This is a genomic window from Acidovorax sp. SUPP1855 (assembly GCF_030158955.1).
Classification (GTDB): domain Bacteria; phylum Pseudomonadota; class Gammaproteobacteria; order Burkholderiales; family Burkholderiaceae_C; genus Paracidovorax.
This window is the reverse complement of the sequence record NZ_BQXI01000040.1, coordinates 21344-36037: the sequence shown is the minus strand read 5'-3', so window position 1 is coordinate 36037 and position 14694 is coordinate 21344. Positions and strand designations below refer to the sequence as shown.

Genomic DNA, 14694 nt, shown 5'->3' with positions numbered 1-14694 from the left:
CGGGCCTGCAAGGCCCCTCATGCACCCAGGCGCAGACCGCTGCTGGGCCTCATCACGCTCAAACGGCTGCTGGCGCCCACTCATTCCTGTTCGGATTCGTCAAACATGGGGTTGTGAGAGGCTCCCACAAAGCTGCATTAAAGATGATTGGCCAAAGGCGAAACGTTGAAAAGGCATTTGAGGTAGCTGTTCAAGAGCTTGCAGTTCCTACAATTGATTCAGGAACCTCTTCGCAAGTCGTTGATGAAATCAGCGATGACTGGCTCAATGAGTTTGAATCTTTGGCCGCAAAGATGAGTACCGAAAAGATGCAGAACCTATTCGGCAAAATCCTTGCCGGAGAGATACGCAAGCCAAAGTCATTTTCGGTGCGCACCATCACTCTCATGGCCCAACTGGACAATGACGCCGCTGAGTTGTTTCTGCGGCTATGTTCAATGGCTGTAGCTCTCAAAACTCCCAGCGAAACGCTTGACGTTCGTGTTCTCACCTTGGGTGGAAGTGCCGGGCAAAACGATTTAGCCAAGTATGGCTTGGCCTTTAACAAGCTGACCTTGTTAGAGGAATACGGATTGATTATTTCCGACTACAACTCGGGTGTTGATTATCGGGGTTGCGTTCCCAGCGGTAATACGATCCATGCTTGTATAGAACATCAGGGCGTTAGGCATGTCCTGCTGCCACGACCGGAAAGGGTTGGAACAGAAGTTCGTTTTCCCGGTGTCGCATTGACCAGAGCAGCTGTTGAGCTTTTTTCGATCGTCACTCAGGTTCCTTTTCCGGAGTACACGGAAGCGATGGAAAAGTACTTCCAACAGCACGGGTTTGACTTAGGGATCGTTCCCTAGATCTCTGACTACGAGATAGTGGCCGCGTCCACAAGACGCCGCGCCCGCCGCCGCCGACCATGGCGGCATGCCTTCCCCGAACACCCAACGTAGCGCCGTAGCCATCGCCGCCTGCACCTTCGCCGTGCAGGCGGCGGCGGGCGATGGGCTGCTGCGCCGGGTCCAGTACTTCCCCGCGGGCGAATTTCGTTCGGGCGACGTGCGCCCCGAGGACGTACCCGCCTGGCGCATCGACGCGGCCAGTGCCGCAGCCGTCATCCAGCGGTTCAACGCCCGGCAGAAGCCGCTCGTCGTCGATTACGAGCACCAGACCCTCCACAAGGAAAAGAACGGCCAGCCCGCTCCGGCTGCTGGCTGGCCGCGCTCGCTGGAATGGGTCGAGGGCGAAGGCCTGTTCGGCATTGTCGAGATGACGGCGCGCGCTGCTGCCGCCATTGACGGGAAGGAGTACCTCTACTTCAGCCCCGTTTTTTCCTACTCGAAGACCGACGGCACCGTGCTCGAAGTGCTGATGGGTGCGCTCACCAATGACCCCGGCATTGCCGGCATGTCCCCGCTTTCCCTCGTCGCGGCCGCCACGGCTGCTTTCCTGCCCTCTGATCCGGAGACCCACGTGAACCCATTGCTCAAGGCCTTGCTGGCCGCCCTCGGCCTGCCCGAGAACACCACCGAGGCGGCCGCTACGGCCGCTCTAACGGCCCTCGGCCCGCTGCAGCCACTGCAGGCCCGCGCCAGCGTGGCCACCGCCGCTTGCACGGCCCTGAGCCTGCCTGCAGATGCCACGGCCGATGCAGTCACTGCTGCCTGCACCGGCCTGCGCACGGCCAGCACGGCAGCAGTGCCTGACCCCGCCAAGTACGTACCGATCGCTGTCGTGACCGAGCTGCAGACCAACCTGGCCGCGCTCACGGCCCGCCAGGCGCAAGCCGATATCGACGACGCCATTGCGCCCGCGCTGGCCGATGGTCGCCTGCTGCCCGCGCAGGAAGCGTGGGCGCGCGACCTGGGCAAATCCAACCTGGCCGCCCTCACGAGCTACCTGGGCACCGCGCAGCCCATTGCGGCCTTGACCTCCACCCAGACCGGTGGCCTGCCGCCCTCGGGCACCGCCAAGGGCGATGCGCAACTGTCCAAGGACGAGCTGGCCATCTGTACCGCGATGGGCCTGACGCCCGAGCAGTACAAGGCCGGCGCCGCCGTAGCCGCCGCCTGATCCGGGCCCCACCCCTTACCACTTCGGGAATCACCATGGCAGCACTCACCCAAGACCGCAACACCCTGCGCCGCGACGGGACCCTCATCGAGCCGCCCGTCGCAGCCAACACGCGCATCTTCACCGGCGCGCTCGTCGCGATCAACGCGGCCGGCCTGGCCGTCCCTGGCAGCACCTCCGCCACGCTCAAGGTTGCGGGCTCGGCACTGACCTTCGCCGACAACACCCTCGGCACGGCCGGCGCAATCCGCGTGCGGGTGGACAAGCGGCCCGCGCGCTTTGCCAACAGCGCCGCCGCCGACGCCATCACCCTGGCCGACCTCGGCGGGGACTGCTTCATCGTGGACGACCAGACAGTCGCCAAGACCAATGGCGGCAACACCCGCAGCCGCGCCGGCAAGGTGTTCGACGTGGACGCCGATGGCGTCTGGGTCGATTTCCGCTGATCGGCCGACCAGGCGCCGCCCACCCCTTCACCCCGGAGTTCAAGACCCATGATCGTCAATCAATCCAACCTGGCCATCCTCAACCAGGCGTTCTCCGCCGCCTTCCGCGGCGGCCTCGCCAGCGCGGCGCCCATGTGGTCGCAGTGCGCCACGCTCGTGCCCAGCACCACCAGCGAGCAAAAGTATGGCTGGCTCGGCAAGATCACCAAGTTCCGCGAATGGATCGGCGAGCGGCAGTACCAGAACCTGGTGCAGCACGACTACGCCGTGAAAAACAAGACCTGGGAAAACACCGTCCAGGTGAGCCGCGACGAGATCGAGGACGACCAGTACGGCGTGTATTCCCCCGTGATCGAGCAGCTGGGGCAGGACGCAGCATTGCACCCCGATGAAATGGTGTTCGGGCTGCTCAAGGCCGGCTTCGCCACGCCTTGCTATGACGGGCAGTACTTCTTCGACACTGACCACCCCGTGGGCGCGCCAGGCGCGCAAGTCAGCGTCAGCAACTTCCAGGGCGGCAGCGGCACGCCCTGGTTCCTGCTGGACACCTCCAAGGTGCTCAAGCCGGTGATCTACCAAAAGCGCCGCGAGTACCAGATCACCCCCAAGACCAGCCTCACTGACGACAACGTGTTCTCGCAGAACCAGTTCATCTGGGGTGCGGACGGGCGCGGCAACGTGGGTTTCGGGCTGTGGCAACTGGCCTATTCCAGCCGCGAGGCGCTCAACGTGGACTCCTACGCGGACGCCCGCGCATCGCACCAAAGCATCGTCGGCGACAACGGCAAGCCGCTCGTGATCCGCAGCCAGGAACTGTGGGTGCCCCCGAGTCTGGAGCAGGCCGCGCTGGAAGTGGTGACAGCCGAACGCCTGGCGAACGGCGCCACGAACGTGATGCGCAACCTGTCCAAGGTCGTGGTCTGCCCCTGGCTGATCTGACGCCCTGACGCCCTGACACGCCCCCAACTACCGGAGCACCTTCCATGGCCACCGCCAAGAAACCCACCAGTCAACCCGCCGCCCCGCAGCAAGCGGCCATGCCCTCGACCCGCGAGGAATTCGAGAGGAAGGCCCTCGTCGTCGTACCCAAGCGCGCCGGCTTTCGCCGCGCCGGCTACGCCTTTCCGGACGGCGAAACCACGATCCCGATGAAAGACCTCAAGGGCGAGCAATACCTGCTGCTCATCCGCGAGCCGATGTTGGTCACCTACATGGTGGACCTGCCAGCCGATGCAGCGGGCGAAACCTCCGAGCCTCCTCAAACCTGACACCTGCAGCGAAGAGCGCCACGGGCTTCGGGCCCACCGCCAACCTCTCGGCCGGGGGCTGGATACGCGGGCGGCAAGAGGGCATAGCCCCCGGCACATCGACACCTTTTCACCCCTCACCATGAGCTACATCACCCTTGCGGAACTCGCCCAGCGCCCCGGCGCGCGGGAACTCGCCCAGGTCGCCAGCAACGCGCTCCAGGCCGGGCGCGACGATGCGCTCATGGAGGCCACCTTGAACGGCGCCGACCGCAGCGCCTGGACGCCCGAGCAAAGCGCCATCGCGGACGCCGCCAAGGCTCGCATCCTCGACGCGATCGCGGAGGCCGATGCGCTGATCGACGGCTACCTGGTGCAGCGTGGTTACGAACTGCCCCTGCAGCTACCGGCCTCCAGCAGCGGCAAGCGTGTGGTCACCGGCTGGTCGCGTGCGATCACGCGCTACCTGCTCAACCAGAGCCGCATGACCGACGAGTCCAAGGACCCGGTGGCGCGCGACTACCGCGATGCGCTCAAGCTGCTCGGCCTGCTCGCGCAGGGCAAGTTCAGCCTGGGCGCGGACGACCCCGCCGCCAGCACCGCCACCCACGGCACGGACGTGCGCTTCGATGGCGCGCCCACGGTGTTCGGGCGCGACCAGTTGCGCGCCTTCCGCTGATCGCCCGCCATGGACGTTTCCCCCTTCGTCACCCGCCTGCGCGAGCAGCTGTTGGGCCTGCCGCTGCGCGATATCGACGCCGCGGCCGGACTGGATGCCGCCATGCGCGGCAACCGTGCCGCCCCCGCGGTCTATGTCCTGCCGCTGTCCGAGCGCGGCGAGCCGCTGGACCACACGGGCCCGACCGACCAGTGGGAGCACCGCCTGGTGGGCGTGCTCATGGTGGTGCAGACGCTGAACGCATCGGGCGGGCCGGGCGTCATCGACCTGGCCGCGCTGCGCGATCGCGTCAAGCGCGCGCTCATCGGCTGGGTGCCCGAGGAAGCAACCGGCGAGCCGGTGTTCTTCCTGGGCGGCAAGATCGCCCAGTTCGAGGGCGACGGCCAGATGTGGTGGAGCGACGAGTTTTCTTTCAAGGGCTATTTCAGGAGCAACCCATGAGCAAACCCAATGCCAAAGACCCAACCCCTTCGGGCCCCGGAGCCGACAGCGGCACGCCATCGACCGCGCCGGCCCCGGCCGCCAGCGGAGATGCCGGCAACAGCCTGGCCGTGGTTCAGCCCACGCCGGCCGGCGCCAGCCCCGAGGCGCCGCCGCCCGCGCCGGGCCCCGATGACTTCCACGGCCATGGCGGCCTCTACACCGTGATTGCGGGTCGGCGCCAGCTCGTGGAGCGCACCCAGACCACGCCATTCCCTGAAACCCAAAAGGAGCCGCAGCCATGAGCGATCCCAAATTCATGCGAAAGCTGGCCATCCTCGTGGCCGTCGAGCAAATCGTCGGCACCTTCGTGGTGCCCGTCGCTGCCAATGCCATCGAGGTCAGCGACGTGACGCTGACACCGATCGAAGGCGACGAGGTGGAACAAGGCATCGTGCGCCCGTACTTCGGCGCCTCCGAATCCACGCTGGTGACCGAGTACCGCAAGATCGCGTTCAGCGTGGGCTTTGCCGGCGTGGCCGCCAAGGGCGACATTCCCGGATGGGCCCCGCTCATGCGGGGGTGCGCTGCGCGCGTCGCCAACACGCCCGCGCCGGATGCCGACGCCAAGACGGTTTTCGATCCGGTCACCGATGGCATCGAGAGTGTCTCGATCTACGCCGTGATCGACAAGACCCTCTACAAGATGGCCGGCTCGCGGGGCAACTGCAAGGCCACGGTGGATGCAAAGCAAATCCCGAAGTGGCAGTTCGAGTTCACCGGATCGTTCGTTCCAGTGGAAGACCTTGGCGCCATGCCCGCAACGGTCTTCACGGGGTTCCAGCGACCGCTGGGCGTGAACAAGGCCAACACCACCGCCATGTTCGCAGGCATCGCCGTGGCCGCCAGCTCGTTCCAGTTCGACTTTGGCTGCCAAGTCGTCAAGCAGGACTTGATGAACGTGGACAGCACCGAGATCACCGGGCGCAACGCCACGGGCTCGATCACGTTCCGCAACACCACTGTTGCGGAAAAGAACTGGATCGAACTCGCACGCAAGGGCGAGAAGGTGCCGCTGCTCATCAAGCACGGCCAGGCGGCGACCAACACGGTGTCCCTCTCTGTTCCACGCGCCCAGGTGGGCAAGCCCACCTTCGCCGACCAGGACGGCATCCAGATGATCACGGTCCCCTTCCGCGGCATCCCCTCCAACGTCGGCAACGACGAATGGTCGATCACGACCTAAAGCCCGCGCGCCCTTCGTTTCCATCCCTGCAATCTCGTTTCAAGAAAGTCTCAATCCATGACCATCGTGCTCGCCTCCGCCGCTTACTGGGCGCCTGCCCGCTACACCCTCGTCGGTGATGACGCCAAGCCCTGCCACGTCGATTTCCGGGTGCGCTTCAAACGCCTCAAACGCTCCGAGCGGCAGACCCTGGAAGACCAGCTGACCAAAAAGGAAATCGACGACAAGGTGTTCCTCGACCGGGTGCTGACGGACTGGGAACTCAAGGACGTGCGGGGTCAGGCGGTGCCCTACACCGAAGCCACGCGCGCCGATCTGGTGGAGGACTGGGACGGGTTCGAGGTCGCCTTGGTGCAGGCCTTCTTCGATGCCGGGCGCAAGTCGCGGGAGGCGGCCGAGATCGAAAAAAACTCCGCCGCGCCGTCCGCAACCACTGCCTGAGCGACGGCGCACAAGCGCCTGCAGATGAAGCGGAGGACGCCGATCTGCGGGCCCAGTGGGCGCGACTCGGCGTGGACCCCGAGCAGGCCAGGCAGGCCAACGCTGAGGGCGGCGTGGCCCCCGAGTCGGACGAGGTGGTCGAACTCTCGCCCAGGGAGTGGCGGGCGTGGGAAGTGTTCGGCGCCGTGCGGACCAACTGGCGGATCGTCGCCACCTGGGGCGCAGTGCACTACGAGGGCATCGACTACGGCTCGCTGCAGGCCGCCATGCAGATGCTGGGCACGCCGCAGAAGCGCCGCGCCGAGGTGTTTTGGATGGTGCGGGTGATGGAAGACGAAGCCCGCAAGTGGCTCAACAAGCGGTAACCAGGAAAGAAGACGGCACCCATGGCACAAAACGAATTCGCGGTATCGGTGGAACTGCGCGCGAATGCGCAGCAGTACACCGCCGAGTTCAAGGGCGCCGGGCAGACCGCACAGGAGTTCGCAGCGCAGGTCGCGTCGAGCTCGACCACCGCCGCCACCGCGGTGCAGTCTGCGGCCAAGGAGGCCGGCACCCTCGGCCAGGTCACCTCGGCAGCGGCCGGCCAGGCGGCGCAAGCGCTGCAGGCCACCGTGCCCTCTGCGCAGGCCGTGGGCACCGCCCTGCAGAGCGTGGGGGACAAAGCCACCTCTGCCCTGGGCCAGGCCGCGCAGGCTGGCAAGGTGGCCCAGGCGTCCGTGGCCCAGGTGGGGGCCGCGTCCACCAGCACGGGCGCCGCGGTGCAAGCCGCCGCCGCACAGGTCGGCACGCTGGGCCAGGCCGCGCAGACAGCATCCAACCAGACCGCCGCCGCGCTCAAGTCCACCATTCCGGCGGCGCAGTCCCTCGGTTCGGCCATGCAAAACGTGGGCGCGGCCACGGGCATGGCCGAGGCCAAGACCCAGCAGCTGGGCATGTCCGCACGCGCCACCGCGGCGGCCCTGCGCGGCGTGCCGGCGCAGATCACGGATATCGTGGTCTCCCTGCAGGGCGGCATGTCGCCGATCACTGTCTTGATGCAGCAGGGCGGGCAGCTGCGCGACATGTTCGGCGGCATCGTGCCGGCCGCCCGGGCACTGGGCTCGGTGGTGCTGAGCATGGTCAACCCGTTCACCCTCACGGCGGGCGCGGTCGCCGTGCTGACCTTCGCGTACCTGAGCGGCAAGGGAGAGGCGGACGGCTACACACGCTCGATCGCGTTGTCCGGCAATGCGGCCGGCACCACCGCCGCGCAGATGCAGCAGGCCGCCAAGGCCGTTTCCGATTCCGTGGGCACACAGCGGGAAGCCTCCCGCGTGATCGCAGAACTGGGCGAGTCGGGCAAGGTGGCCGGCTCGGACCTGCAGCGCTTCGCAGAAACCACGATCCGCATGGAGCGCGACGTGGGCGTGGCCGTGAAGGACACCGTGAAGGCGTTCGTCGAGCTCGGCGAAAAGCCCGTGGAGGCGTCCCTCAAGCTCAACGAGCGCCACAACTACCTGACCAAGGCGGTGTACGACCAGATCAAGGCCCTGCAGGAGCAAGGCCGGGTGACCGAGGCGGCGGCGGTCGCGCAGCAGGCCTACGACCAGGCCATGGCCCGCGTGGCCGACACCATGCAGGGCCGGCTGGGCTATCTGGAACGCGCCTGGCGCGGCCTGGGCGACTCGGCCAAGTGGGCGTGGGACAAGATGCTCGGCATCGGCCGCGACGACACGATGCTGTCCCAGCTGGAGAGCAAGCGCGCGGACCTGGCCGACCGCATGCAGCGCGGCCCGTTGAACGAGGGCGTGCGCGCCAACTGGGAGAAGGGCAACGCGCGCTTGCGCGAGGAAATCGGCCTCCTGCAGGAGCAGGAGCGCATGCAAAAACGCGGGGCCGAAGCCGAGGCCCAGCGCGCCGCGAACGAGCGGCTGTACTTCGACTGGGACAAGCAGGGCGACGCTTTCCGCAGCAAGGCGGCCAAGCGGGACGAGGAGATTCGCAAGGCCGAGGCGGAGGGGCAGCAGCTGCTCACCGCGGGCCTCATCACCGAGGCCGGCCTGCGCGAGCGGCTGGCGGCCATCCGCGAGAAGTACAAGGACCCCAAGGCCACGGGCGGGATTTCGGCGACCGATGGACAGGTGGCCGCGCTCAATGCGCAGCTGGACGCGGCACGGGCCTATTACCAGCAGCTGGTGACCAACGGCGCCCAGGCCGACGAGCTCAATGCCGGCGAGCGCGAATCCCTGCGCCTGGCCGAGCAGATCAAGCTGGCGACCGATGCCAAGACCATTGCCAAGCTCAAGGAGATGCAGGCGACGGCGGATGCGCTAGCAGTTCAGTTGCGCACCAATCATGGCTTGCGGGAGGCTGTCGTCGCCCACCAGAAGTTGATCGACGCCACCGAACAGTCTGCGCGCTCGCTTGACGAAAGAGCGGCGCAGCAAGAAGCGGCCAACGCAGCGTTTGGAAAGGGGCGCACCGCTATTGAGGCGCTGACGCTTGCAACGCTTCAGCACCAACTGACAGAAGCGCAGTCTTCCAACAGTTTTGACCCGAAGTACATCGCGACGCTGCAACGCAAGACCGAGGCACAAAAGCGTTACGTGGAGGCATTGCAGGAAGCCGATGGCAAGGCCGGCATGGCGCGTGTCAACGAAATGGTGCGCTCAGCCGAGGAACTCGCGAAGGTCTATGCGGACGAGTTGGCCCTTTCGGGCATGACGGCACTGGAGCGCGAGAAGATCGTGGCGCAGCGTCAGATCGAACTCAAATACGCAAAGGCGATCGCGGAGGTCAATCGATCCGATGCAACAGAGGAAAGCAAGGCTGCACAGCGAGCAGAACTGGAGAGAAGCAAGCGCATCGAGAGCGAAGCCACCTCCGCCAAGATCATCCAGGCCGATTGGGCGAAAGGTTCGGACGAGATCAATCGAAGCCTCACCGATGCCCTTATGCGTGGTGCGGAGGCGGGCAAGGGGTTCTTCCGGAACCTGCGCGACACCATCAAGAACATGTTCGATACGCTGGTGCTGCGCCCCGTCATCAGCGCCATCATGCAGCCGGTCTCGCTGGTCATCAACGGCATCGTGGGCGGTGCGCTGAACAGCTTGGGCTTGGGCTCGGGCTCGGGCGGTAGTGCCGGGGGATTGCTGAGCAATGCCGGCTCGCTCGTGTCGTTGGGCTCCGGCGCCACCCAGTTGATGGCCGGCTACCAGGGCGCTTCCCTCGCTGCAGGCCTGGCAGGCCCCACGACGGCCGGTGCGGGCGGAATGATGGGCGTCGGCAACATGCTGGCCTCGGTGCCTGGCTGGGGCTGGGCGCTGGGGGGCATCGCGGCCCTGGCCGGCCTGGCCAGCTCGTTTAAAGGCGAGACGCGGACCGGGGGTCAGTTCGGTGTGGCGTTCGATGGCTCCGTCACCAACAACCGCCGCGGCCAGTCGTACACGTATGTCGGGCAGCAATACGACCGCGATTTTTCTGGTGGGCAGCGCATCGGGCTGACGGACGGCGAGGCCTACCGCCTGGAGGGCGATAAGGTCAACGACGAGGACACGATCCGCCAGGCCATCTCCGGTACCGCCAAGGGCATCAATGAGATGCTCAAGGGCATCGGCAGCGCCGTGCGCCTGACGGACTTCTTCGGCGGCTTCGAGACCAGCACCAAGGACAGGGGCGGCAACTATGTGGGCGGCAAGCTCAGCAATGGCGCCACCTTCGGCGAAAGCGGCGAAGGCGACAACTACGCGGGCACGCTCTACGAGTTGTTCTCCACGCGCAGCCCAGACTACAAGACCGCCATCGAGAATTTCTCGCTCGACCTCAAGCAGTCGGCGATCCAGGCGATCCAGAAAGTCACGGATGGTCCCGAGGTGATCCAGAAGATGGTCAAGGGCGTGAATGCCGAGGGCCTGACCTCCGAGGCCGCCGACCAGTTGCTCACGGCGATCAACACGCAGATCGCGGGGGTGAATGCGTTCAGGGATGCCGTGAACGCCATGGGCCTCACGTCCCTGGCCGACATGAGCTTCGATGCGGCTTCGGGCATCGCGGAATTGAGCGGTGGCTTCGAGCAGCTGCAGGGCCGCTTGTCGAGCTACTACGCCAACTACTTCTCCGAGGAAGAGCGCCGCGCCAACGCCCAACGGATGATGGCCGAGCAGCTCGCCACGCTGGACCTCAAACTGCCGGACATCAACGCCGACGATGCCCGCGCCCAGTTGCGCGCCATGATCGAAGCGCAGGATGAGAACACCGAGGCCGGCCGCAAGGCCATTGCCATGCTCCTGGCGCTGGAGGGCACGTTCACCAGCGTCACCGTGTCCGGCGAAGAGGTGGCGCGCCGCAATGCCGAGCGCCAGGCGCAGATCGCGGACAAGGGCCGCGACCTGGAGCAACGCTTGCTCATCGCACAGGGCAAGGATCGCGAGGCGCTGGACCTGCGAAGGCTGCAGGAATACTACGCACTGCTCAATCTCAATCCCGCCCTCGCGGCGATGGTGATCGAGATCTACAAGGCCGAAGACGCGGCGGAAGCCGCGCGCAAGGCCGAGGAAGAACGTCGCCAGGCCGAGGAAGCCCGCGCCGCAGCCACCGACAAAGCCTATGCGGTGCTGGAGAAGTCCATCAGCGCGGCGCAAGAGGCCGTGCAAGCCGAGATCGAGTTGCGCGAGGCCCGGGTCGCATCGGCCAAGGAACTGGTGGAGCTCGCCCGCAACCAGGCGCGCGAACTGCGCGGCCAGGTCGCGGCCACCGCCGCCATGCAGGCCGCCGAGGGCAATTTGGCGATCGACCAGGCCATGGCTGCACTGCGCTCGGGCCAGCAGGTCAACGAGGGCGGCAAGCTGGCCGAGGCGATCACCGCGGCGCGGGGCGGCATCACGGAACGCGCCTTCACGAACCGCCTGGACTACGAGGCGGCCCAGCTCATGCTGGCCAACAAGCTGGACACCATGGGCGACCTCGGCCAGGCGCAGCTATCGACCGAGGAACTGCTGCTCAATGCCAGCAAGGCCGAGGCCGATCGCCTGGACCAGTTGCTCAAGTCGAGCAAGGACGCGCTGGACATTGCGCGCGGGCAGTATGTCGGCATCCTCGACACGGCCACGGCGGTGCGCAATTTCCAGGCCGCGCTCGTCAAGGAGAAGCCGGGCGCGACTGCGCCAAGCAGCGGATCGAACTCGGGTGGGGCCGTCTTCGGCGGCACCAGCGGCAACAGCGGCGGCACCACCACGCCTGCAGCGCAGGCGCGGTACTTCGATCTCATGTACCTGGGCACCGCCGGGATCGGCCGGTCTCCCATCACGGACGAGACCCTGATTGCCCGCCTGGACTCCCTGGCCCCGACCTACCACACCTTTGACGGAACAGAGGACCTGGCAGGCCTGATGGCGGCAATGGAAGCCAAGGGGGCCACCCTGCGCGACATGTCCCGTCTGAGCGGCTACTGGGAGGCCGACTGGGCCAAGGTGCAGGCGCTGGTGGGCTCCAACCTGCCCGCATTCGAGGTGGGCATCAACCGCGTGCCCTACGACATGCCGGCTCGCATCCACAAGGACGAGTTGGTCCTGCCGGCGCGGTTCAACCCGTTCAATCCAGGCGCTTCCACGCCCTGGGGCACCGGCAGCAACGCGGACGTGGTGGCGGCGATCGCATCGCTGCAGAGCCAGAGCTATGCACTGCAGCGCGAAATGCTTTCGTCCATCAAGAGCGTGGACAGCACCGTGCGCAAGCTCGATGCCATCGGCATCAAGCAGCGGACCACAGAGACGACAGGAGTAACGGCATGAGCGAGACGCCGAAGGGGTACACGCGCGGAATGGGGTTCATCGCCCCGATCGCTTTCACCCCGGCAAACATGGTCATCAACGTGGCGGCCAGCACCTTGCCAGTCTGGGCTGCAGCCACCAGCTACGCCAGCGGCGTGCAGGTCATTGATGGCGCGAGCCGCATCATCTACCGCAGCCTCAAGGACAACAACGTCGGCAACGCGCCGGCATTGAGCGGCACCACGAGCGCGGGCGCCTGGCAGGCCATCGGCGTGGAAGAGCGCCTGCGCATGTTCGACGCATCGCTGGGCTCGTACACCGAGCGCGCCGACCTGATCGAGGTGCAGCTCAAGCCCGGCCGGGTCATCACCGACATTGCGCTTTTCGGGGTGCGGGCCACGTCCGTCCAGGTGGTAATGATCGACGCCAATGACGGCCAGGTCTTCGACTCGGAGGACGTCTCCATGCTGCGCCCCTCGGGCAATTCGCACTGGGGGTACTTCTTCAACCCCATTGAGCGCGACGAACGGCTGCTGATTTCTGGACTCCCAGCCTATACGCAGGCCACGACCATCGTTCGCATCAAGTCACCCGGCGCGATCGCGCGCTGCGGCGAGATCGTGGCAGGCCGTGCCGTGTGGCTGGGCAACACGTACTGGCGGCCGTCGATCGGCTTCGACGAGTTCGGCGAGAAAAAGCGCGATGCCTGGGGCGGCTGGATGGTCACCGATGGCGCCTATTCCGATTGGATGAAGCTGCAGGTGCTGGTGCAGGGCACCCAGTACGAGCGCACCCGCGCTCAGGTCGTGGCGTTCCGCAAGCGCCCGATCGTCTGGATTGGAGCGCGCGGCGTCACTGCCCTGATGACCTACGGATACCTCATGGGGTTCGCGCAAGTGCTGGTCACCCACGGCATTTCGGACTGCGACCTCACCATCAATGGACTGGAGATCACCACATGATTTTGACCCCGCCCCCGGGCGATCCTGCTGTCGCTGCAGATATCCCCTCCCGTCGCAACGACGGGCAAGAGGTTTTTGACCTCAAGAGCGACAACTACATGGCGTGGCTGGCAGGCTTCCGAAACTGGCTGGCCTCGTTCCGCGCCTGGACAGTAACGGCCCGCGATGAGGTCAACCATTTGCGCGCCGCCACCGATGCTGTGGCCCAGGACGCAGCAGCAGCCAGCGCGAGCGCCATGGCCACGGCAGGCTTCAAGGGCGCGTGGGCGAACCTGGCGGGCCCGCTGGCGCCGCCTGCCAGCGTCTTGCACGACCAGCAAATCTGGCTGCTGAAAGTGCCCGTTGTCGATGTGCAGGCCCATGTGCCCGGCGTGTCCGCCAATTGGCTGTCGCTCGACCAGGCCGGCGCGCAGCAGGCCCTGCGCAACCGGCTCATCAACGGCAATTGCGCGCATGCGCAACGCGGCAGCAGCTTCGTCGGCGCCACCGTTGCCACCGGGACCTACGCGGTGGACCGGCTGGCGTTCACGGGCTCGTCCACCACCGCGGTCGTCACGCTGGAGCAAGGCATTGACGGCCCGGAGGCCGGGCTGCGCCGCAATGCCCGTGTGACGGTCACGACGGCCGACGCTGCCATGACCGCGGCCAAGTCGGCAGGGCTGCAACAGGTGATCGAGGGCTACAACATCGCCGACTTGTTCGGCGTGACGTTCACGGTCACGTTCATGGTGCGCTCGGCGAAAGCCGGCGTGCACTGCCTGGCCTTGTTCAATGCCAGCTCCGATCGTTCCTTCGTGGGCGAGTACACGGTCAACGCGCCGAACACGTGGGAAGCCAAAGCCATCACGGTCTTCGGCGGCTTGCCCACCACGGGGGGCTGGAACACGTCCAACGGGGCGGGGCTGTACGTTCGCTGGGGCCTTGGCGTGGGTGCGACCTATCAGACCCAGGCGGGCGCCTGGCGCGAGGCGCTGTACCTGGGTTCGCCGAACCAGGTCAATTGCCTCGATACCGTGGGTAACGTCTTCGCCATCACCGGCTTTGAGCTCAAGCGCGGCTCGGTGGCCAGCCGCTTCGAGCACCGGCTTCACTCCCTGGAACTCGACCTGTGCAAGCGTTACTACGAGCAGTTCAACAACTCGAACGGCTACACGTATGCGACGGGCATGGTGCCGAACAACAACCAGGTGTGGGTGCCGCTCAACTACCCTGAAAAGCGCGCAGCGCCCACCCTCACGTTTCCCGGCGACGTGGACAAATTCCAGTTTCAACTGGGGGGCGGCACGGCTTCCTGCACCGCCCGGCCGTTCGTCAGCTCGGCCGGGGTCAAGTCCGCTTTCGTCATCCTTCCGAGCACCAGTGCCGGGCTGGCAAGCGATAGCAAGGCCTGCCTTGCGCTGCTGTCGGGCAATGCTCGCATCGAAATTTCTGCGGAGCTTTGA

14 protein-coding genes are annotated in these 14694 nt (G+C 66.0%); all 14 read left to right on the top strand.

What is annotated here, in order from left to right:
• The coding region (locus tag AVMA1855_RS23635) for a DUF2806 domain-containing protein (protein ID WP_284427561.1) at nucleotides 1-848 on the top strand (848 nt) is incomplete at its 5' end.
• Between the two features lie 67 nt (nucleotides 849-915).
• Nucleotides 916-2061, top strand: a complete 1146-nt coding sequence (locus AVMA1855_RS23630) for a phage protease (RefSeq protein WP_284427560.1) — start codon at nucleotides 916-918, stop codon at nucleotides 2059-2061.
• A 35-nt stretch (nucleotides 2062-2096) separates the two neighbouring features.
• The gene (locus tag AVMA1855_RS23625; RefSeq protein ID WP_284427559.1) at nucleotides 2097-2507 is read left to right on the top strand and encodes a hypothetical protein; all 411 of its coding nucleotides are present in this window, start codon (nucleotides 2097-2099) and stop codon (nucleotides 2505-2507) included.
• Nucleotides 2508-2555: 48 nt separating this feature from the next.
• Complete coding sequence (locus tag AVMA1855_RS23620) at nucleotides 2556-3446, top strand: Mu-like prophage major head subunit gpT family protein (protein ID WP_284427558.1); 891 nt, start codon at nucleotides 2556-2558, stop codon at nucleotides 3444-3446.
• 44 nt (nucleotides 3447-3490) lie between these two features.
• The gene (locus tag AVMA1855_RS23615; protein WP_284427557.1) at nucleotides 3491-3775 is read left to right on the top strand and encodes an HI1506-related protein; all 285 of its coding nucleotides are present in this window, start codon (nucleotides 3491-3493) and stop codon (nucleotides 3773-3775) included.
• Nucleotides 3776-3896: 121 nt separating this feature from the next.
• Entirely contained in the window at nucleotides 3897-4433 is a 537-nt protein-coding gene (locus AVMA1855_RS23610; protein ID WP_284427556.1) for a DUF1320 domain-containing protein, read from the top strand.
• Nucleotides 4434-4442: 9 nt separating this feature from the next.
• The gene (locus tag AVMA1855_RS23605; RefSeq protein WP_284427555.1) at nucleotides 4443-4874 is read left to right on the top strand and encodes a phage tail terminator protein; all 432 of its coding nucleotides are present in this window, start codon (nucleotides 4443-4445) and stop codon (nucleotides 4872-4874) included.
• Nucleotides 4871-5158: a hypothetical protein gene (locus AVMA1855_RS23600; RefSeq protein WP_284427554.1), complete on the top strand. Its 288-nt coding sequence runs from the start codon at nucleotides 4871-4873 to the stop codon at nucleotides 5156-5158. The genes AVMA1855_RS23605 and AVMA1855_RS23600 overlap by 4 nt, the downstream gene beginning before the upstream one ends.
• Nucleotides 5155-6099, top strand: a complete 945-nt coding sequence (locus AVMA1855_RS23595; protein ID WP_284427553.1) for a hypothetical protein — start codon at nucleotides 5155-5157, stop codon at nucleotides 6097-6099. Before AVMA1855_RS23600 ends, AVMA1855_RS23595 begins: the two co-directional genes overlap by 4 nt.
• Nucleotides 6100-6156: 57 nt before the next feature.
• Entirely contained in the window at nucleotides 6157-6540 is a 384-nt protein-coding gene (locus AVMA1855_RS23590) for a hypothetical protein (protein WP_284427552.1), read from the top strand.
• A gap of 71 nt (nucleotides 6541-6611) precedes the next feature.
• The gene (locus AVMA1855_RS23585; protein WP_284427551.1) at nucleotides 6612-6905 is read left to right on the top strand and encodes a DUF1799 domain-containing protein; all 294 of its coding nucleotides are present in this window, start codon (nucleotides 6612-6614) and stop codon (nucleotides 6903-6905) included.
• Nucleotides 6906-6926: 21 nt separating this feature from the next.
• The gene (locus AVMA1855_RS23580) at nucleotides 6927-12311 is read left to right on the top strand and encodes a phage tail length tape measure family protein (RefSeq protein ID WP_284427550.1); all 5385 of its coding nucleotides are present in this window, start codon (nucleotides 6927-6929) and stop codon (nucleotides 12309-12311) included.
• On the top strand, nucleotides 12308-13252 hold the full coding sequence (locus AVMA1855_RS23575) for a hypothetical protein (RefSeq protein WP_284427549.1): 945 nt from the start codon (nucleotides 12308-12310) through the stop codon (nucleotides 13250-13252). The genes AVMA1855_RS23580 and AVMA1855_RS23575 overlap by 4 nt, the downstream gene beginning before the upstream one ends.
• On the top strand, nucleotides 13249-14694 hold the full coding sequence (locus AVMA1855_RS23570; protein ID WP_284427548.1) for a hypothetical protein: 1446 nt from the start codon (nucleotides 13249-13251) through the stop codon (nucleotides 14692-14694). The genes AVMA1855_RS23575 and AVMA1855_RS23570 overlap by 4 nt, the downstream gene beginning before the upstream one ends.

Coding starts and splice junctions, on each gene's coding strand:
- AVMA1855_RS23575 (WP_284427549.1), top strand. CDS start 12,308: ATGAGCGAGACGCCGAAGGGGTACACGCGCGGAATGGGGTTCATCGCC.
- AVMA1855_RS23610 (WP_284427556.1), top strand. CDS start 3,897: ATGAGCTACATCACCCTTGCGGAACTCGCCCAGCGCCCCGGCGCGCGG.
- AVMA1855_RS23580 (WP_284427550.1), top strand. CDS start 6,927: ATGGCACAAAACGAATTCGCGGTATCGGTGGAACTGCGCGCGAATGCG.
- AVMA1855_RS23630 (WP_284427560.1), top strand. CDS start 916: ATGCCTTCCCCGAACACCCAACGTAGCGCCGTAGCCATCGCCGCCTGC.
- AVMA1855_RS23605 (WP_284427555.1), top strand. CDS start 4,443: ATGGACGTTTCCCCCTTCGTCACCCGCCTGCGCGAGCAGCTGTTGGGC.
- AVMA1855_RS23570 (WP_284427548.1), top strand. CDS start 13,249: ATGATTTTGACCCCGCCCCCGGGCGATCCTGCTGTCGCTGCAGATATC.
- AVMA1855_RS23620 (WP_284427558.1), top strand. CDS start 2,556: ATGATCGTCAATCAATCCAACCTGGCCATCCTCAACCAGGCGTTCTCC.
- AVMA1855_RS23590 (WP_284427552.1), top strand. CDS start 6,157: ATGACCATCGTGCTCGCCTCCGCCGCTTACTGGGCGCCTGCCCGCTAC.
- AVMA1855_RS23625 (WP_284427559.1), top strand. CDS start 2,097: ATGGCAGCACTCACCCAAGACCGCAACACCCTGCGCCGCGACGGGACC.
- AVMA1855_RS23595 (WP_284427553.1), top strand. CDS start 5,155: ATGAGCGATCCCAAATTCATGCGAAAGCTGGCCATCCTCGTGGCCGTC.
- AVMA1855_RS23600 (WP_284427554.1), top strand. CDS start 4,871: ATGAGCAAACCCAATGCCAAAGACCCAACCCCTTCGGGCCCCGGAGCC.
- AVMA1855_RS23615 (WP_284427557.1), top strand. CDS start 3,491: ATGGCCACCGCCAAGAAACCCACCAGTCAACCCGCCGCCCCGCAGCAA.